The sequence below is a fragment of the Streptomyces sp. NPDC111656 genome (assembly GCF_055656965.1).
This window is the reverse complement of record NZ_JBVKCA010000002.1, coordinates 535,202-553,888: the sequence shown is the minus strand read 5'-3', so window position 1 is coordinate 553,888 and position 18,687 is coordinate 535,202. Positions and strand designations below refer to the sequence as shown.

Below are 18,687 nucleotides of genomic sequence, written 5' to 3'. Positions count from 1 at the left end.
CCCCGTGCCTAGCGGATGTTCGGGTCGAAGGTGAAGATCACCAGCGTGCCCAGCAGGATGGTGAACACCGTGGCGGTGTAGAGCAGGCCCTTGAGCCACAGCCGGGTGTTCGCGCGCTCCGCGTAGTCGTTGATGACCGTGCGCAGGCCGTTGGCGCCGTGCAGCATCGCGAGCCACAGCATCGCGAGGTCCCAGACCTGCCACCACGGGGAGGCCCAGCGGCCCGCGACGAACGCGAAGCCGATCTTGGAGACACCGCCGTCGAGGACGAGCTGGATGAGCAGGTGGCCGATGACCAGGACGACCAGGACGATGCCGGACAGGCGCATGAAGAGCCAGCCGTACATCTCGAAGTTGCCACGGGTGGACTTCGGGGTCTTCTTGGTGCGCTTGCGCGGGGCCTCGATGAACGGCGCCGGGTTGTCGACGCTGTACGCGGAGAACTCACCCGCGCCCTCGACGGGGCCGATACCGGAAGCGGCGGTCTCAGTAGTGGACATCTGCGTCAGCTCCCGAAGACTTCGCGGAATGCGTGACCGAGGACGGGGTAAAGGGCCCCGACCATCAGCACGACCCAGATACCGACGACGGACCAGAGCATCTGCTTCTGGTAGCGCGGGCCCTTCGACCAGAAGTCGACGGCGATGATGCGCAGGCCGTTGAGCGCGTGGAAGAGGATGGCGGCGACGAGGCCGTACTCCAGCAGCGCGACGATCGGATTCTTGTACGTGGACACGACCCTGTCGTAGTCCTCGGGGGAGACACGGACGAGAGCGGTGTCCAGCACGTGTACGAACAGGAAGAAGAAGATGAGGACGCCGGTGACTCGATGAGCCACCCAGGACCACATTCCTTCCCGGCCGCGGTACAGCGTTCCAGCCGGCACGGAAGAACCCTCCGGGAGCGGGGATTGGGGCCTGCCGGCTTCTGTGTCGGTCGGCCCGGCCGGGTACGGTCCACCGGCCCCGGCCATCGTAGCGACGACTTGTCGGAACGTTTACAGCGGCCCTATCTATGTGATCAAACTGGCAATCAATCAGGCACGTTCGGGCTATTCCGGACGGCCCAGGGCCCCTCGTCCCCGAGGAGGCGCGTCAGGCGCCCCCTGGCCAGACGGCGCAGCTCCTCCGCCGTGACGAGCCGCTCCTCTTCGGGATCGTGTGTCAATCGTGATCGGATTCCGGCCAGCACCTGATCCAGTGATTCCTCCGGGGAGAAGTCGTCCAGACAGATGACGAACACGTGCCCGAATCGGCTTTCGTAGGCCGCGTGGGCCGCGCTCAGGGCCGTGTGGGCGGCGGAGTAGGCGCCGTCCGGGAGCAGTGTGAGGGACTCGCCCGTGAGGGCCTCGGTCAGGTCGGCCGGGGTGAGGTCGTAGGCCGCCTCGTCGGCCGCGGCGAGGAAGGCGTCCAGGTCCGGGTAGGGCCGGTGATCGGCCATCCGGTGGGCCCAGCGCAGGCTGCGGCAGCAACTCAGGAGCGCGCGCACGACGGAGTCGGCGGGCGCTGAGTTGAACGGCTCCAGGCGCGCCGGGGACGACGGCACGCTCTTCTGCTCGGGTGGGGCGACCTGGCCGGGGAGGCGTGGAAGACGGTGCGAAGGCAGCGTGGGTCCTCGGCGGTGGGATGTCGACGGGATGCCGTGACGTCCCGTGAACGTCACGTGTGGTGTGGCAGGGGAAGAAGTGAGAGTTGTGCCGCCACGTTATCCACGATTGGCGGGACGTGTCCGACGGATGCCCGAATTTCACCCGGACGGGAGAGTTTCGGAACGTGCGGTGGACGGGTGACGTGGAGAGGGGGACCGTGGAACGTCCGGGGGTGTACGACGTGAGGCGTACGGGGCGCTCGCTGCGTACGTCAGGGCGTAGACCTCGGATACCGAAGCGAAGGGCGTGGTGCGGTGAGCACGGGCAGGCGACGACGGGCGCCGGTGCAGGACGGGAAGCGGCCGGTACTGATAGCGGTCGGCGTGGCGGTGGTGACGGGCGTCGTGGTGGCGACCGTCACGCTGTGGCCGTCCGGTGACGCCGGCGCGCCGACCGGGGCGAGCGTCGATCCCGGCCGGACGGCGGCCGGGTCGGCGAACCGGACCGGGACCGCGCCCCCACCGTCTCCCACGCCGACCCGGACCTACCCCCTCTCCCAGACCCCTCGCACCATCCCCGCCGTACGCGAACACACCCCGGCGCGCGGCCCCGGCTGGCGTCCCGCGGCGGGCGCCCGCGTGGTCGTCGACGACGCCGGCCTCGCCGACGAGGGAAAGCTGCTCGCCGACGAGCTGAAAATGTCGTACGCCGGACAGACGGCGGCCAAGGACGGTGACGTCGAACTCGGCCTGAACACCGGCGGCGCCGACCCGGAGTCGTACACCCTGACCGTCAAGAACCGCCGGGTCACCATCTCCGCGCCCGGCGAGGCGGGCGTCTTCTACGGCACGCGCACCCTCAAGCAGGAGGTGCACGGCGGCGGTACGGCGCCCGAGGGCGTCGTGCGCGACCAGCCCGCCAAGCCGCGCCGCGGGTTCATGCTCGACATCGCGCGCAAGCCCTACTCCGCGGCCTGGATAGAGGACCGGATCCGGGAACTGGGCGATCTGAAGTACAACGAGCTGGGGCTGCACTTCTCCGACGACCAGGGCTTCCGCATCCAGTCGGACACCCACCCGGAGATCGTGTCGAAGGACCACCTCAGCAAGACGGACGTCCGCGACATCGTCGCCCTCGCGGAGAGTCGCCACATCCATGTGGTCCCCGAGATCGACTCGCCGGGCCACCTCGGCGCCGTGATCGCCGCCCACCCCGACCTCCAGCTGCGCAGCGTCTCGGGAACCGCCCCGCGTGGCACCGTCGACATCTCCAAGCCCGCCGCGGCCTCCATCGTCGACGACCTGCTGAGCGAGTACACCGGTCTCTTCCCCCGCCCGTACTGGCACCTCGGCGGCGACGAGTACCAGGCCCTGACCGTGGCCAGCCCGTCGACCTCCTACCCTCAGCTCGCAGCCGCCGCCAAGCAGGCCTACGGCCCCGGCGCCACCGTCGCGGACCTCACCACCGGCTGGCTCAACGCCCGCGCCCAGGTGGTGCGCGGCCACGACCGGACCGCACGGGCCTGGAACGACGGGTTCTTCCGCGGCGGCACGGTCCAGGCGGACAAGGACCTGGAGGTCGCGTACTGGACGGGCAAGGAGCTCGGCGCGCGCCCGCCCGTCGAGTACCTGAGCGCGGGCCGGGAACTCATCAACTACAACGACGAGTACCTCTACTACGTCCTCGGTGAGCCGCAGACCTTCGTCTACCCGACCGGGCAGCGCATCTACGAGCAGTGGACCCCGCTCGTCGTCCGCGGCACCACACCGGTCCCCGCCAAGTACGACGGCCAGATCCTCGGCGGTAGCTTCGCCGTCTGGTCCGACCGCGCGAACTCCCAGACCCAGGACCAGGTGGCGGCGGGGATCAGGATGCCGCTGCGCGCCACGATCCAGAAACTCTGGGACCCGGGCCGGCCGACGCTGTCCTGGACGGACTTCAAGAATCTGGCGAACCGGCTGGGCTGAGGCGTATCTTCCCTGTGATCGTGTGCCGGGTGTGCCCCTGGGGAGGGGGCGCGCCCGGTTTCTTCTACCGGCACGGTCTCATGTGCCGGTGATTCGGGGGGTTTCATGTCCAGTACGCCCATGCCCGTGCCCGGGGGCACCATGGCGCCGCCGCACGGGGATGCCTGGCTGCGCTCGCCGGTGGGCCTCGGGCGAGCGGTCGCGGTGCTGCTCGGCGTGGTCGTCGCCGTGGATCTCGTCGCGATCTGGGCGGGCGTCAAGGTGTACGACGCCGCGGGCACCATTCTGGACGGCGGGGTCGGCGAGGCCGTCCAGCGGGACATGGACCACGCGGACTCGGTCATGACCGCGGTCGGGGTCGTGCAGCTGGTCTCCCTGGCCGCCACGGTCGTCGCGTACCTCGTCTGGTTCTACCGGGTGCGGATCAACGCCGAGGTGTTCGACCCGTTCGGCCAAGAAATGGGGCGCGCCTGGACGGGCTGGGGCTGGTTCGTGCCGGTGGTGAACCTCTGGTTCCCGCGCCGGATCATGCTGAACACCTGGGACGCGAGCCGTCCCGCCGGCTCCCGCACCTCACACGGGCTCGTCAACGCCTGGTGGGCGATGTGGACCATCACGCTGGTCGTCGGCCGGAGCGGGTTCGCCAGCTACCGCAAGGCCGAGACCGCCGTGGAGCTCTACGTCTCCGCGGGCGACGTGTTGTTCGCGGACGCCACCGGCCTCGTGGCCGCCGTGCTCGCCGCCCTCGTCGTCCTGCGCCTGACCCGGATGCAGAACGAGAAGGCCCTGCGCGGCCCGGTCCCGCCCGGAGAGCCGGTCCCGGCGGTCGTCCGGGACCACCGCTGACCGTCGGCGTTGGGCCGTTGGGGGCAGGCGGCGCGCCGGTTCGGCCGATTCCCTGGCCAATTCACTTGCCCCTGTGGTGTATTCGGCGCGGCCGAACCGAAACACCACCGGGGGGAAACCGGCATGGGCTACTGGGGCTACTACGTCGTGGGCAGAAGCGAGCGGCCGCTCGCGGAGCTGGACGCGCTGGGCGCGGCGCACGGGATGGTGCTGCGGACCACGGCGCCCGACGGCTGGCAGGTCTGGGAGTACCCGAGCGGTGACGGCGACGTCGGGAGCATGAACACGCTCGCCCGGGAGACCGGCGCGCCCGCGCTCTTCGGGTACGTCATGAACAGCGACTGTGTGGTCGTCGAGGCGGCCGGGCCCGGCAGCGGCGCGTGGACGACCTGTCTGGCGCGCACGGCGATGGCCGCGCACCTCGGGCAGAACGAGGAGGGGCTCACCGTCGACGACTACTTCCTGGAGCCCTCCGACGCCGCCGCACGGGCCGTCGCCTGGGCCGCGGAGGCCGGGCACACGGTGGTCGCCGAGCCGCTGCTCGCCGTGCTGACCGCGGACGCCGACCCCTTGGCCGAAAACCTGCTCTTCCGGTTCCTCGACCGGCTCGGAGTGGTGCCCCTGTGACACTCACGCTCCGGAGCACGCAGTAAGGGAAAGTGCGGGCTCCGTAAGCGGGAGCGCCCTGTCGAGGGAGGCGTGATGAGCCTGGTGGACCTGATCGCTCAGGCCGACGAGCGTGGTCTGGCAGCGAGCGGGCTGGCTTGTTTGGATCGGTGCGTGCCCCTGCTGGGCGGCGACGACGAGGTCCTGCGGCCGCTCTGGTCGAGCCTCGCGGACGGCGGCGCGGACGGCGACGCCTGGGGCGAACGGCTCGCCAAGGCACGGGCGGAACTGGACTCCGCCGACCCCTCTGCAGCCCCCGGCCCCGCCCCCGGATCCGGCCCAGGAGCCGAGGCCGAGACCGAGGCCGAGACCGAGGCCGAGGCCGCCGTGAGTGACGAGGACCGCGCCGCCGCACTCGCCCGCCGCATGCTCGCCACCGCCCCCGACGACCCCTGCGCGTCCGCCCTGCGCGCCTGGGCCGACGCCTGTTCGGCGGCGGCCCTGCAGATCCACCGGCTCCTCGATGTCGCCGCCGACGGCCCACTCGTCGCGGCCGAACTGCGCCGCCAGGTCGCCGTCCTGGAACTGCTCGCGGGCCGTGGCGCGGGCGGCCTGCGCCCCGCCCTGGAGGTGTCGACGGAGGGGCGGCGCGTCCTGCGCGCGGTGGTGTCGCGCCGAGCGCGCGGACGGTCGTAAACCTGTTTCCCTGAGGGGTTCCTGTGACCGTCCTGGGGCCGGAGATGGGGGTCCTGGGCCGGTGTCGCGAAGGCGCCCGGGACGCGTGACGAATCCCGTCCGGAAGGCGCTCTTCCGAGTGTGAACGCTACGAGTGTGAACGCAACGAGTGCGAACCCGATCCGGGCGACCAGGCCCTCCGCCGCGACCAAGCCCGTGCGCTGGGCCGCGGACACCGTCGCGACGATGCGCGAGGGCGCCCGGCTGCGCCTCGACTACTCGGCGCAGAGCCTGTGGCGCGTCGACCGGCTGATCGAGGAGATACGCCGGGAGGGGGCGCCGTACGCCGCCGTCCACACCGTGCTGCGCGGCTTCGGCGCGTACGCCGGTGAGGTCGTCGTCCGGCGCACCGGCGCCGAGTGGTGGGAGACGGGCGGCGAGCACTGGCTGCGCACCCCCGACGGGCGCCTGTGGGACCCCATCGACGAGGCCCGCCGCTGCTACGCGGGCGACGGCTCGCTGCGGCTGCTGTGCCGCGAGGCCGTGGGATAGGGGAAAGCGCCCCGAACGGCGGCGAGATTGCCCGTTCTTAAGGTACGCGACCGTTCCCAAACGGCGGTCTCCGGAGTGAACATGAGGGCAACCGCCGGACCCGGGAGGCCTCGTGGCCGACAACCGCCGTTGGTGGGCGCTCGTCGTCATCGCGCTCGCCCAGTTGATGGTCGTCCTCGACATGACCATCGTGAACATCGCCCTGCCCTCCGCCCAGAGCGACCTGCACATGTCGGACGGCAACCGGCAGTGGGTCATCACCGCGTACACCCTCGCCTTCGGCGGACTGCTGCTGCTCGGCGGCCGGATCGCCGACCTCGCGGGTCGCCGACTCACCTTCATGATCGGCCTGTTGGGCTTCGCCGCCGCGTCCGCGCTGGGCGGCGCGGCCGCGAACTCCGGGATGCTGTTCGGGGCGCGCGCCCTCCAGGGCGTGTTCGCCGCGCTGCTCGCTCCCGCCGCCCTGTCGCTGCTCACGACGACGTTCACCGACCCCGGGGAACGCGGCAAGGCGTTCGGCGTGTTCGGCGCGATCGTCGGCGCGGGCGCGGCGTTCGGGCTGCTCGCGGGCGGCTTCCTCACCCAGTACCTGGACTGGCGCTGGTGCCTGTACGTCAACGTGCCCATCGCCCTGGTCGCGTTCGCCGGCGCCCTGGCGGTGCTCAGCGGCGGCGGCCGCTACGAGGACGCGCGCCTGGACGTGCCAGGCGCGGTGCTCGGCTCCGCCGGAATGCTCTCGCTGGTCTACGGCTTCTCGGAGGCGGAGTCGAGGAGCTGGGGTGACGGACTGGTCCTCGGACTGCTGGCCGCCGGGGTCGTGCTGCTCGGCGTGTTCGGCTTCTGGCAGACCCGCGCCCGGGTGCCTCTGCTGCCGATGTCGGTGGTCAGGGACCGGCAGCGGGTCGGGGCGTTCCTCACCATCCTCTTCGTCACCATCGGGATGTTCGGGGTCTTCCTCTTCCTCACCTACTACATGCAGCGCGTGCTCGGGTACTCGCCGATGAAGACCGGGCTCGCCTATCTCCCCATCACCGTCGGCATGATCACCGGCTCCACGCAGGTCGCGGCCCGCCTCCTGAACCGGGTCCCGCCGCGCGCCCTCATCGTCCCCGGGCTGCTGCTGGCCGCGGGCGCGCTGGCGATCATCGCGCAGGTCGGGGTGGCACCCGCGTACGCCTCGCACATCCTGCCCGGCATGCTGATGCTCGGCCTCGGCATGGGCACGGCGATGATGACCTCCATCTCGCTGGCCACGGTGAGCGTCGCGCCCCGCGACGCGGGCGCGGCCTCCGCCACGTTCAACACCGCCCAGCAGGTCGGCGGTTCGATCGGTACGGCGCTGCTCAACACCATCGCCGCGAGCGTGACGACCCGGTACGTGACCGCGCACGCGGCCCCCGGCGTCGACCGTCGCGCCCTCGCCTCCCGGGCCGCCGTGCACGGCTTCAACGTGGCCACCTGGTGGGCGATGGGAGCGCTGCTGCTGGCCGCGCTGATCGCCGGGATCGTGGTGAACGCGGACCGGATGCCGGCCCCTCTGACGCGGTCGGCGCCGCTGCCCGAACCGGTGGAGACGGACGCCTGAGCCAGGACCTGTTCCGAGGGACGCCCGGGGCGCCTGACGGGCTGTGACGTTTCTGTGGGGCCCGACGCAGATGACCACGTGGGCGTTGACACGGCCGACCGTGCCGCACGGTGCGCATTCTGACCGACTCGGGGCGAACGAGGACAGCGTTGGGCCAGGGAGGGGAACCCCGCCGCGTACAGGCGTACGACGGTGAGCTGGGTGCGGCCGTGGCGCGGGCGCAGCAGGGGGACGAGGCGGCCTTCGCGCTGGCGTACCGGATCGTGCAGCCCGGACTGCTCGGGTACGTACGCGGGATCGTCGGGGACGACGCGGAGGACGTGGCGTCCGACGCCTGGCTGGAAATCGCGCGGGACCTCGGGCGGTTCAAAGGGGACGGGGCGGGGTTCCGCGGCTGGACCGCGACCATCGCGCGGCACCGCGCGCTCGACCATCTGCGAAGGCAGAAGGTACGGCCCCGGGCCACCGGGCTCGAGAACGACATACTGGAACTGCCCGGCACCCACAGCACCCACGACCAGGCGCTGGAGAGCCTCTCCACGGAGCGCGCCCTGGAACTGGTCGCACGGCTGCCCCGCGACCAGGCCGAGGCCGTACTGCTGCGGGTGGTCGTCGGCCTCGACGGTCCCGCCGCCGCCCGTGTCCTCGGCAAGCGCCCGGGCGCGGTCCGCACCGCCGCCCACCGTGGCCTCAAGCGCCTGGCGCAGCAGCTCGGCGCCGACGGGGAGTCCGGGGTGTGATGCCCAACGGCTTCCGGACGCCAAGGGATTCGGGGCGAGCGTCGGGAAGGGGTCGGCCGAGGACAGAGCCGAGGACAGACAGGGGTGGGCAGGGACATGGGTGCGAACGGGACCTCCCTCGACGCGCTGCTCGCCTTCGCCGTAAGGGGTGTTCCTGTCGACCCGGAGGCCGAGGGGCGCGCTGTCGCCGCGTACCGGGCCGCTCGTGAGGACGGGGCGCACGGGGCACGGACCCGGCGGCGCGACGACTGGCGACCGCGCGAGCAGCGCCGACCGGGGTGCGAGTTCGAGGAGAGTCGAGGGGCCGATGGCAACGGTCGGGGCCGCCACCCCCCACAGGAGAGGCCCCGACCGTCGCGCGGCACGGGCCGCGCGGCGACCCGTACTCTCTACAGCGCCGCGGCTGCGTTTTCTGTCACACCTCGCTGTGTCACCAGTTAGTTGCATCCTGTACGAACATGGACGGGGAACGGTTTCAGGCCGTAACGTGCCATTCGCGCCGGGGTGCGGAGGGTACGGACTGCCGCAGCCATGAGGGGCCTAAGACCGCAACCATCAGTTGAGGAACCACGACGGCGAGCAACCCGGTCCGCGAGAGCGGCGCCGGTTTAGGCGCAGAGAGGCGTGCGCGCGGTGCTGGGGGACGACGCGGGGCTGACCGCCGCGGTGCTTGCGGCACAGGACGGGGACGAGACCGCGTTCCGGACTGTGTACCGCTCGGTGCACCCACGGCTGCTCGGATACGTACGGACGTTGGTCGGCGACCCGGACGCGGAGGACGTCACGTCCGAGGCCTGGCTGCAGATCGCCCGTGACCTGGAGAGGTTCAGCGGTGACGCGGACCGCTTCCGTGGCTGGGCCGCCCGGATCGCCCGCAACCGCGCCCTCGACCACATACGCATGCGCGGGCGCCGCCCCGCGATCGGCGGTGACGAGACGGAACTGACCGCGAAGGCCGGGGATTCCGACACCGCGGGCGAGGCGATCGAGGCGCTGGCCACCGACAGCACCCTCTCGCTGATCGCCCAACTCCCCCAGGACCAGGCGGAGGCCGTCGTGCTGCGCGTGGTCGTCGGCCTCGACGCCAAGACCGCGGCCGAGACCCTCGGCAAGCGCCCCGGAGCCGTCCGCACCGCGGCGCACCGCGGTCTCAAGCGGCTCGCGGAGCTGCTCGGCGCGGATCCGGAATCCGCAGGCGGCCTCGGCGCCGTCCCCCCACAAAGAGAGTCACGAAGAGAGTCGCGCACACGCGCGGTGACGTCCGCGGGTGTGACGCATACGCGTTCGCGGACGCAGAAGGACATGTGATGGCCGACGAGCAGGACAAGTGGCTGGACCGTGACGCCGCGGAGCGTCTGCTGCGTGGTGAGCCGCTGGAAGCCGCCGACGCCGACACCCAGGGCCGGGCCAAGCGGCTCGCCGACATGCTCGGTGCGCTGGCCCACGAACCCGCCCCGACCAGTGCCGAACTCCCCGGAGAGGCCGTCGCGTTGGCCGCGTTCCAGCAGGCGCGCGCGGGCCGGAACGGCGAGGTCGCCCAGCGCGGCGGACGGGTGCGCGCGGGGGCCGGGGCCCACTCCGCCGACTCGGGTCTCGTCCGGCTGGGCCGTCCGGCTCCGGCCCCGCGGGGGCCCCGTTGGGGCCGTCCGGTGCGCCTCGGGATCGTCGCCGCGCTGGCCGCGGGGATGATCGGCGGGGTCGCCGTCGCGGCCGGAACCGGAGTGCTGCCGACTCCGTTCCGTGACGACTCGCCGCACCCGGCCGCGACGATTTCCGCGGCACAGACACCGCGGCAGCCGTTCCTCACGCCGTCGCCGGGAGCGTCGAAGGCCGACGGTTCCGAGGTGCCGGTCCCGGCCGCCACCACGAGCGCGCCGGCCGGTGCCGGCTCCGGCGACGACGAGGCCCAGGGGCCCGGCGCGCCGAGCGGACAGCCCGACTCCTCCGACGCGGGGCGGTCGGCCCGCGCCCGCGAGTGGTGGGCCAAGAAGCGCGCGTACTGCCGCGACGTGCTGGACGGCAAGACCCTGGAGTCCGGCCGCAGACGTGTCCTGGTGGACGCCGCGGGCGGCGGCCGGCGCGTGACGAAGTACTGCAAGGGCATCCTGGGCCGGACGGGCGCCAACGCGGGTGAGGACCGGGGCGACCAGGGCCGGCAGGGCGACGAGGGCTCGGACTCCGGCTCCGACCAGGGGGCCGGGGGCGGTTCCGGCGACGGCTCGGACAACGGCTCCGGTGGCGGGTACAACGGCGGCGACGGCGACGGCCACACCGGCTCGGGTGGCCATCACGGCCACAACGGGATCCTCGCCCCGTCGCCGCGTTCGGTCGTCGCGCCGCTGCTGCCGACTGCCTGAGCACCCGCTGCCGCCGACCTCCTGAGCAGGCTTTCGGCCATCCGGCCCGGGTGCGTTCCCGGCCACCCGTACTCCGGCGATCCCCTGCAATCGGCTCTCTGACCTGCGGTTCCTCACTCCCTCGGAATTTTCTTCCCCCCGGGTGTGACGTTTTCGGTCGCGCCGACGCAGTACTGGGTGAGCCGACTGGTCATCGGCCGTCGCACCGAGCCGGGGTTCCCCCCGTACCCAGGCCTGGTGCACATCGGCGCGGGCGGGACACGTTCCCCCGGTCCCGCCCGCGCCCCATCACCCCTTCCGCCCTCTCCGGGCGGCCGTCACCAGTAGACGACGACCTTGTCCCCGCCTCGGACCTGCGAGAACAGCGCCGCGATCTTCCCCTCGTCCCGTACGTTGACGCAGCCGTGCGAGGCGCCGTAGTAGCCGCGGGCCGCGAAGTCGGGGGAGTAGTGGACCGCTTGGCCGCCGCTGAAGAACATCGCGTACGGCATGGACGTGTGGTAGATCGTCGACACGTGGTAGCGCGATTTGAAGTAGACGCTGAAGACCCCTTCGCGGGTCGGCGTGTACTGCGAGCCGAACCGCACGTCCATCTCCGAGACCGTCCTCCCGTCGATCATCCAGCGCAGGGTGCGGCTCGTCTTGCTGATGCACAGCACCCGGCCCGTCATGCAGCGCGGGTCGGGCCGCGCGGCGGGTTGCCCGCCGTACGGGTACAGCTCCCACGCGGCCGGCTTGTGCGTCATCCCCCGCAGCCGCTCCCAGGTGACGGCGTCCAGTTCGCCGGTCCGCGGCAGCCCGCGCTTGCCCTGGAACCCCTTCACCGCGGTGACCGTCGGGGTGTCGTACGTTCCCGTCGGCGCCGGGATGAGCCAGGCGAGCTGGTGCAGCCGGGCCTGGACCTCACGGACGTCGTTCCCCTTGTCGCCGCGGGACCAGAGGACCTTGGGGGCGGCGGACGGCGTCGTGCCCGGCTTGTCGTCCCCGGGCGTGGCCGAAGGGTCCGACTTCGAGGCGGACGGCGGCGTGTCGCCCCGCGTGCTGCCCGGCGTCCTTCCCTGCGTGCTCCCGTGCGTGCTCCCGCTCGCGTCCACGGCCTGGGCCGTACAGCCGCCCACCGCGACGAGTGCCACGAGGGCGGCCAGCGATCTCCCCATACCAGTCGTACGCATTCCAACCCCCGGTGCGTCGTCGTGTCCCCTGAGATGCTCCCCAGGCGCGCCCGGTTGCGAACGACGCGCGATCCTGGGGAATGAAGCGTGTGAGCAATGAATCCTGAGAGCGATGAAGCCTGTGAGCAAGGTCCCAGCGCGGTCCTCTCCATCCCGCGCACGGCCGCCGCTACAGTCCGTGGCGAGGATCGGACCTACCAGTAAGTAACTTCAGTGGGAGGCACACCAATGGCGCGCGAGTCGGAGTCCGGACTGCCCATCGAACCCCTCTACGGACCCGAGGTTCTGGAGGGCTGGGATCCGGCCGAGAAGCTGGGCGAGCCGGGCGCGTACCCCTTCACCCGCGGTGTCTACCCGTCGATGTACACGGGCCGCCCGTGGACGATGCGCCAGTACGCGGGCTTCGGCACGGCCGTGGAGTCGAACGCGCGCTACAAGCAGCTGATCGCGAACGGCACGATGGGCCTGTCGGTCGCCTTCGACCTGCCCACCCAGATGGGCCACGACTCGGACGCGCCGATCGCGCACGGCGAGGTCGGCAAGGTCGGGGTGGCCATCGACTCGGTGGAGGACATGCGGATCCTGTTCGGCGGCATCCCGCTGGACAAGGTGTCCACGTCGATGACGATCAACGCGCCCGCGGCGCTGCTCCTGCTCATGTACCAGCTGGTGGGGGAGGAACAGGGCGTCCCGGCCGATCAGCTGACGGGCACGATCCAGAACGACGTGCTCAAGGAGTACATCGCGCGCGGCACGTACATCTTCCCGCCCAAGCCCTCCCTGCGGCTGATCGCGGACATCTTCAAGTACTGCAAGGCCGAGATCCCGAAGTGGAACACCATCTCGATCTCCGGCTACCACATGGCCGAGGCCGGTGCCTCGCCCGCGCAGGAGATCGCGTTCACCCTCGCCGACGGCATCGAGTACGTCCGCACGGCCGTGGCCGCCGGCATGGACGTCGACGACTTCGCCCCCCGCCTGTCCTTCTTCTTCGTCGCCCGTACGACGATCCTGGAGGAGGTCGCGAAGTTCCGCGCGGCCAGGCGCATCTGGGCGCGGGTGATGCGGGAGGAGTTCGGCGCGAAGAACCCGAAGTCGCTGATGCTGCGCTTCCACACCCAGACCGCCGGGGTCCAGCTGACCGCCCAGCAGCCGGAGGTGAACCTGGTGCGCGTCGCGGTCCAGGGCCTGGGCGCGGTCCTCGGCGGCACGCAGTCGCTCCACACCAACTCCTTCGACGAGGCGATCGCGCTCCCGACGGACAAGAGCGCGCGCCTGGCGCTGCGGACGCAGCAGGTCCTGGCGTACGAGACGGACGTGACGGCGACGGTCGACCCCTTCGCCGGCAGTTACGTCATCGAGAAGATGACCGACGACGTCGAGGCGGCCACGGTCGAACTGATGGCGCGGGTCGAGGAGCTGGGCGGCGCGGTGGCCGCGATCGAGCACGGCTTCCAGAAGGGTGAGATCGAGCGCAGCGCCTATCGGATCGCGCAGGAGACCGACTCCGGTGAACGGGTCGTGGTCGGCGTCAACCGCTTCCAGCTCGACGCGGAGGAGCCGTACGAGCCCCTCCGCGTCGACCCGGCCATCGAGGCCCAGCAGGCCGAACGCCTCACCAAGCTCCGCGCCGAGCGTGACCAGTCGGCGGTGGACGCGGCCCTCGCCGACCTCAAGAAGGCGGCCGAGGGCACGGACAACGTCCTCTACCCCATGAAGGACGCCCTGCGCGCCCGCGCGACGGTGGGCGAGGTGTGCAACGCGTTGCGGGGGGTTTGGGGGACGTATGTGCCGACGGATGCGTTCTGACCTGGGTGAATACCCCGTTTGGGTGATCGGGGGCGGAAGGCGCACACCCCCGGTTACGCTCATGAAGAGTGGCCCCTGAAAAGGAGGATGCCGTGGCCGTACTGCAACACGAGCTGACGCTGGGCGAAGCCGCCGAACAGCTCTCCCGTGCACTGCCTGGGCACCGCGTGGAGATTCTCCAGGGGAGGCTCGTTGTGACACCGCCGCCGGATGGCTCGCACGCCTTGTCGTTGACCAAGATTGGGCGTGGTTTCGAGAAGGCGGGCATCGAAGGAAGCGGGGTGGAGTATGTGCAGGGCATTGGCCTGTGGCTGCCCACGCTGCCCGAGGACTTCGCGATCCCCGACTTCTCGGTCGTGGACGAGGACTTCCGCGACGCTCATGTGAAGAAGAACTACTACGCGCCCAATGTCTTCCGCCTCGTCGTCGAAGTGACCTCCTCCAACTGGTCCGACGGCCTCGGTCCAAAGGTCGAGTGCTATGCCCAGGCGGGCCTCCCGGCCTACCTCATCGCGGACCGTAAGCACGACGAGGTCCTCCTTTACACCGACCCCACAGACGGCGCGTACGGCGACCCCGAGCGCTTCAAGCGAGGTCAGTCCGTCGCCCTGCCGCCTTCGATCGGTGTCAAAGTCACCTTGGACGTGGACACCCTCCTCGACGGCTGACCGTCCCGCCTCGCGGAACCCCGAGATGGGGTGTCGTACTCTCGTGCGACACTCCACCTCATGCTTGGTGTTATCGACCTCCCGACCTATCTCGCGGGACTCGTGCTGATCGTTCTGCTTCCCGGTCCGAACTCGCTGTACGTGCTGTCCGTCGCCGCCCGCAAGGGCATACGCACGGGATACACGGCCGCCGCGGGTGTCTGGTGCGGGGACACCGTGCTGATGACCCTGTCCGCGGCCGGAGTCGCCTCGCTGCTGCAGGCCAACGCCGTGCTGTTCGGGATCGTGAAGTACGCCGGGGCCGGATATCTGACATGGCTGGCGTTCGGGATGCTGCGCGCCGCGTGGGGCATGTGGCGCACCCGGCACGAACGGGCCGAGGAGAGCGAGGCCGCCGCCGCGCCGGCCGCCGAGGAGCGGCCCTTCCGGCGGGCGCTGGTGATCAGCCTGTTCAACCCGAAGGCGATCCTGTTCTTCGTCGCCTTCTTCGTGCAGTTCGTGGACCCGGGCTACGCCTACCCGGCCCTTTCCTTCGTCGTCCTCGGCGCCTTCGCCCAGCTCGCCAGCTTCCTGTACCTCACCGCGCTGATCTTCAGCGGGACGAAGCTGGCGGCGGCCTTCCGGCGGCGCAAGCGGCTCTCGGCCGGGGCCACGACCGCGGCGGGCGCCCTGTTCCTGGGCTTCGCCGTGAAGCTCACCCTGGCCAGCGCCTAGGAGTGGGGCCGGGCGAGGACACCCAGGCGCGTCGCGTACTCCCGCAGCCCCGAAGCCGTGTCGCCCGTCCACCCCACGTAACCGTCGGGGCGGATCAGGAAGAGGCCGGTGCCGTACGACTCGTGCGCGGGGATGCCGACCGTGCGGACGGGGAGTGCCGGTGCCTGGATTTCCGGCCCGGCCGCGAGCAGGGTCCAGCGGGGGCCGCGAAAGGCGTCGAAGAGCCGGGTGCCGTCGGGGAGAGGGGCGTCCGGGGCGCGGTCGCCGGCCTGCAGGACGTTCTCCGGGCGGCCCTCGCGCAGGTCCGTGGAGAGTGACGAGTCCCGGTAGCCCAGGCCGAGTTGGCCCGTCGTCTGCGTGCTGCGCCGGACCTCGCCGCGGTGGACGGCCGTGGACAGGTCGAGCATGCGCGCGGCGACGGGCCGCCGTTCCTCCTCGTAGGAGTCGAGGAGGGCCTCGGGGGCGCCGTCGCCCAGCACCGCACCCAGTTTCCAGCCCAGGTTGTAGGCGTCCTGGACGCTGGTGTTGAGGCCCTGGCCGCCGGCCGGGGAGTGGATGTGTGCCGCGTCCCCGGCGAGGAAGACGCGCCCCGCGCGGAAGCGGTCCGCCAGCGCCGCCCGCGGGCGGAAGTCCGAGGCCCAGCGCACCTCGGTCACGGCCTCGGGGGCGAGATGCGAGCGGGCGGCGACGACCTTCCGTACGCCCTCCAGGGACAGATCGGGCTCGGTCCCCTCCGGGAACCGGGCGGTGAGCTGGAAGTCCTCGGTGCCGGCGAGTGGGCAGATCGCCAGGACGCCGTCGTCGTCGCCCCGGGGCGGGAACACGTGCCAGTGGTCGCGGTCCAGGCCCGTGACACGGACGTCGGCCACCAGCACCGGATGCGGGTCGACCGTCTCGCCGGTCATGGCGATCCCGAGCGTGCGCCGCACGGTCGAGCGGCCGCCGTCGGCGCCGACGAGGTACCGCGCGCGGACGGGGGAGCCGGCGGCGAAGTGGGCCGTCACCCCGTCCGGGTCCTGGGTGATCGTCAGCAGCTCGCGCCCGAAGGCGACGCCTGCGCCCAGTTCGACGAGGCGCGCGAAGAGGATCTCCTGCGTACGCCACTGCGGCACCATCCACGGCTCGGCGTACGGCGAATCGTCGCTCGCCTCGGCCTGGTCGAACATCCGGTGCTCGCCATGCGGCTTCCCGTCCTGCCAGATCATCCCGACCGGGTAGGGGCCGCCTGCCGCGTGGATCGCGTCGAGTACGCCGAGGTCCTCGAAGACCTCCCTCGTGCGCGGCTGGATGCCCTTGCCGCGCGACCCGGGGAACAGACCGTCGGTCCGCTCCACGACGAGCGCGTCCACCCCGCGCCGGGCGAGGTCGACGCCGAGGGCGAGACCGGCGGCGCCCGCCCCCACGATCAGAACGTCCACGTCCACGTCCGAGCCGATGTTCCGGACCGCGCCCGCCGCCGTTGCCTGTGCTGCCATGACCACACTCTCCTTAACGTTGTTAAGTGCTGGCGTTTCCGAGCGTGGCCTTAACGGTGTTAAGTTGTCAAGTGTGAGTACGGAACGAAGAGCGCCGCTCGACCGCAAGCGCGTCGCGGACACCGCCCTGAGACTCCTGAACGAGGGGGGACTGGAGGGCCTGACCCTGCGCGCCATCGCCAAGGAGCTGGACGTCAAGGCGCCCGCTCTGTACTGGCACTTCGAGGACAAACAGGCGCTGCTCGACGAGATGGCGACGGAGATGTACCGCCGGATGACCGAGGCCGCGCCGGTCGACCCCGGCGCCACCTGGCAGGAGCGGCTCCTGACGGCCAACCGCGCACTGCGCGCCGCGCTGCTGAGTTACCGCGACGGTGCCAGGGTCTTCAGCGGCTCACGCTTCACCGGCACTCTGCACGCGGTCGAGATGGAACAGAACCTGCGCCTGCTCACTGACGCGGGCTTCACCCTCGCCCAGGCGGTCCGGGCGGCCACGACGGCCTATCTCTACACCCTCGGGTTCGTCACCGAGGAGCAGGGCGTCCAGCCGCTCCCCGGGGAGCGCCGCGAGGGCTACGACGTGGACGACCGCGCCCGCCGGATGGCCGACTTCCCTCTGTCGGCCGCGGCGGGCGCGGAGATGTTCGAGGACTACGACCGGCACTTCGAAGAAGGGCTGGCCCTGGTGATCGCGGGGATCGGGACGCGGTACGGGATCGGCTGAACCCGCGGTGCGGCCTACGGCCGGGACGCCCCCACGATCGGCCGGGGCTTCGCCAGCGCCGTGCGCAGTTTGGGCGTCAGCCAGTTCTCCACGTACCGGTTGAGGAGCCAGGCCAGGACCAGCATGCTGGTCGCCGTCAGCAGGAACGTGGCGTACGACGGGATGTGCAGCCCCTGGTGGAGGGCCTTGATGACGACCCAGCCCAGGTGCTCGTGGACGAGGTAGAAGGGGTACGTCAGCGCGCCCGCGACCGTCAGCCAGCGCCAGTTGGCCCAGCGCAGCCAGCCCAGGGCGATCGCGGCGACCGCGACGTAGCCGAAGGTGACGACGAGGACGATGCCGTAGGTGGTGCGGTAGGAGAAGCCGTTCGCCTGCGGGGCGTGCCACAGCCCCTGCACCGCGTAGTGCTGGCCGATCAGCCAGCTCACGGCCACGATGCCCCAGGCGTACACGTCCTTGCGGTCGCGGTGCACCAGGTAGAGGCCGACACCGCCGATGAAGTACGGCGCGTACTCGGGCATCAGGACGATGTCCAGCAGCGGCATCTTGGCGCCCTGCGCGATGACGTAGGCCAGCGTCCAGCCGGCGCAGAACATGATCACGCGGCGGCGGTTCGCGCCGGGCAGGACGATGCACAGCGCGAAGAGGGCGTAGAAGCGGACCTCCGCCCACAGCGTCCAGCACACGCCCAGCACCCGGTCGACGCCGAGCGGGTACTGCAGCATCGTGAAGTTGACCAGGGTGTCGCTCGGCGAGACCGTCTTGAACGCGACCATCGGCAGTGCGAACACCACCGTCACCAGGATGATGGCGGCCCAGTACGCGGGCAGCAGCCGGGAGGCGCGGGAGGCGAAGAACGAGCGCAGCGGGCGGCCCCAGCCGCTCATGCAGATGACGAAGCCACTGATCACGAAGAACACCTGGACGCCCAGGCAGCCGTACGCGAAGTACCCGTGCAGCATGGGGAACTGGTGGCGCGGCGAGCTGCCCCAGGCTTTCGCGACCTCGCCGTCGCGTCCGCCGTAGTGGTACGCGGCCACCATCAGCGCGGCGACCAGCCGCAGTCCGTCCAGTGCGCGCAGCCGCGTCTCCCGGGGCTTGGCCGGTTTCGCGGGGGGCGGTGCGTCCGTGGGCGGCAGGACGGTGCGGGCCACGGTGCCCGTGGAGGCCACTTGGACGGCCTCGCGCGAGTCGATCACAGGTTTCCCC

At 71.3% G+C, this 18,687-nt stretch carries 19 protein-coding genes; 13 read left to right on the top strand and 6 right to left on the bottom strand.

Going from position 1 to position 18,687, the window contains the following annotated elements:
* Positions 1 to 8: 8 nt before the first annotated feature.
* The 3 genes from ACZ7M3_RS08065 to ACZ7M3_RS08055 form a co-directional block, all read right to left on the bottom strand.
* Positions 9 to 500 carry a succinate dehydrogenase hydrophobic membrane anchor subunit gene (locus ACZ7M3_RS08065; RefSeq protein WP_095852974.1) on the bottom strand — a complete coding sequence of 164 codons (492 nt, stop codon included), beginning with the start codon at positions 498 to 500 and terminating at the stop codon, positions 9 to 11.
* 5 nt (positions 501 to 505) lie between these two features.
* Positions 506 to 886 carry a succinate dehydrogenase, cytochrome b556 subunit gene (gene sdhC / locus ACZ7M3_RS08060; RefSeq protein ID WP_075028381.1) on the bottom strand — a complete coding sequence of 127 codons (381 nt, stop codon included), beginning with the start codon at positions 884 to 886 and terminating at the stop codon, positions 506 to 508.
* 146 nt (positions 887 to 1,032) lie between these two features.
* On the bottom strand, positions 1,033 to 1,545 hold the full coding sequence (locus ACZ7M3_RS08055) for a 2-oxo-4-hydroxy-4-carboxy-5-ureidoimidazoline decarboxylase (protein ID WP_472061649.1): 513 nt from the start codon (positions 1,543 to 1,545) through the stop codon (positions 1,033 to 1,035).
* Positions 1,546 to 1,902: 357 nt separating this feature from the next.
* On the opposite strand from ACZ7M3_RS08055, the gene ACZ7M3_RS08050 reads away from it, so the two are divergent.
* From ACZ7M3_RS08050 to ACZ7M3_RS08010, 9 genes are all read left to right on the top strand, one after another.
* Positions 1,903 to 3,555, top strand: a complete 1,653-nt coding sequence (locus tag ACZ7M3_RS08050) for a beta-N-acetylhexosaminidase (RefSeq protein ID WP_472061647.1) — start codon at positions 1,903 to 1,905, stop codon at positions 3,553 to 3,555.
* Positions 3,556 to 3,675: 120 nt separating this feature from the next.
* Entirely contained in the window at positions 3,676 to 4,401 is a 726-nt protein-coding gene (locus ACZ7M3_RS08045) for a DUF4328 domain-containing protein (RefSeq protein WP_472061645.1), read from the top strand.
* 123 nt (positions 4,402 to 4,524) lie between these two features.
* A complete protein-coding gene (locus ACZ7M3_RS08040) occupies positions 4,525 to 5,028 on the top strand; it encodes a hypothetical protein (protein ID WP_121415237.1) in 504 nt (167 codons plus the stop codon).
* A gap of 75 nt (positions 5,029 to 5,103) precedes the next feature.
* Positions 5,104 to 5,703, top strand: coding sequence for a hypothetical protein (locus ACZ7M3_RS08035; protein WP_472061643.1), 600 nt, complete (start codon positions 5,104 to 5,106; stop codon positions 5,701 to 5,703).
* A 135-nt stretch (positions 5,704 to 5,838) separates the two neighbouring features.
* Positions 5,839 to 6,234: a hypothetical protein gene (locus ACZ7M3_RS08030; RefSeq protein ID WP_075028375.1), complete on the top strand. Its 396-nt coding sequence runs from the start codon at positions 5,839 to 5,841 to the stop codon at positions 6,232 to 6,234.
* 112 nt (positions 6,235 to 6,346) lie between these two features.
* The gene (locus tag ACZ7M3_RS08025; protein ID WP_472061641.1) at positions 6,347 to 7,819 is read left to right on the top strand and encodes an MFS transporter; all 1,473 of its coding nucleotides are present in this window, start codon (positions 6,347 to 6,349) and stop codon (positions 7,817 to 7,819) included.
* Between the two features lie 149 nt (positions 7,820 to 7,968).
* Positions 7,969 to 8,559 (top strand): RNA polymerase sigma factor, encoded by a 591-nt coding sequence (locus tag ACZ7M3_RS08020; protein ID WP_351308403.1) that lies wholly within the window; start codon positions 7,969 to 7,971, stop codon positions 8,557 to 8,559.
* A 633-nt stretch (positions 8,560 to 9,192) separates the two neighbouring features.
* On the top strand, positions 9,193 to 9,867 hold the full coding sequence (locus tag ACZ7M3_RS08015) for an RNA polymerase sigma factor (protein ID WP_261689102.1): 675 nt from the start codon (positions 9,193 to 9,195) through the stop codon (positions 9,865 to 9,867).
* On the top strand, positions 9,867 to 10,916 hold the full coding sequence (locus ACZ7M3_RS08010) for a hypothetical protein (RefSeq protein WP_472061639.1): 1,050 nt from the start codon (positions 9,867 to 9,869) through the stop codon (positions 10,914 to 10,916). The genes ACZ7M3_RS08015 and ACZ7M3_RS08010 overlap by 1 nt, the downstream gene beginning before the upstream one ends.
* A gap of 317 nt (positions 10,917 to 11,233) precedes the next feature.
* On the opposite strand, the gene ACZ7M3_RS08005 is transcribed toward ACZ7M3_RS08010, so the two are convergent.
* Entirely contained in the window at positions 11,234 to 12,088 is an 855-nt protein-coding gene (locus tag ACZ7M3_RS08005) for a L,D-transpeptidase family protein (RefSeq protein ID WP_472061637.1), read from the bottom strand.
* 228 nt (positions 12,089 to 12,316) lie between these two features.
* Here ACZ7M3_RS08005 and ACZ7M3_RS08000 point away from each other — a divergent pair, with 228 nt between their 5' ends.
* The 3 genes from ACZ7M3_RS08000 to leuE all read left to right on the top strand — a co-directional run bounded on the left by ACZ7M3_RS08000 (position 12,317) and on the right by leuE (position 15,279).
* Entirely contained in the window at positions 12,317 to 13,897 is a 1,581-nt protein-coding gene (locus ACZ7M3_RS08000; RefSeq protein ID WP_472061635.1) for an acyl-CoA mutase large subunit family protein, read from the top strand.
* A 92-nt stretch (positions 13,898 to 13,989) separates the two neighbouring features.
* On the top strand, positions 13,990 to 14,565 hold the full coding sequence (locus tag ACZ7M3_RS07995; RefSeq protein ID WP_472061633.1) for a Uma2 family endonuclease: 576 nt from the start codon (positions 13,990 to 13,992) through the stop codon (positions 14,563 to 14,565).
* Between the two features lie 60 nt (positions 14,566 to 14,625).
* On the top strand, positions 14,626 to 15,279 hold the full coding sequence (gene leuE / locus ACZ7M3_RS07990) for a leucine efflux protein LeuE (RefSeq protein WP_393022583.1): 654 nt from the start codon (positions 14,626 to 14,628) through the stop codon (positions 15,277 to 15,279).
* Here leuE and ACZ7M3_RS07985 read toward each other — a convergent pair.
* The gene (locus ACZ7M3_RS07985) at positions 15,276 to 16,703 is read right to left on the bottom strand and encodes an FAD-dependent oxidoreductase (RefSeq protein WP_472062184.1); all 1,428 of its coding nucleotides are present in this window, start codon (positions 16,701 to 16,703) and stop codon (positions 15,276 to 15,278) included. The genes leuE and ACZ7M3_RS07985 overlap by 4 nt on opposite strands.
* 124 nt (positions 16,704 to 16,827) lie before the next feature.
* Between ACZ7M3_RS07985 and ACZ7M3_RS07980 the strand changes: the two genes are divergently transcribed.
* Complete coding sequence (locus ACZ7M3_RS07980) at positions 16,828 to 17,478, top strand: TetR/AcrR family transcriptional regulator (RefSeq protein ID WP_472061631.1); 651 nt, start codon at positions 16,828 to 16,830, stop codon at positions 17,476 to 17,478.
* A 14-nt stretch (positions 17,479 to 17,492) separates the two neighbouring features.
* Here ACZ7M3_RS07980 and ACZ7M3_RS07975 read toward each other — a convergent pair whose 3' ends face one another.
* Positions 17,493 to 18,677, bottom strand: a complete 1,185-nt coding sequence (locus ACZ7M3_RS07975; RefSeq protein WP_472061629.1) for an acyltransferase family protein — start codon at positions 18,675 to 18,677, stop codon at positions 17,493 to 17,495.
* Positions 18,678 to 18,687 lie beyond the last annotated feature (10 nt).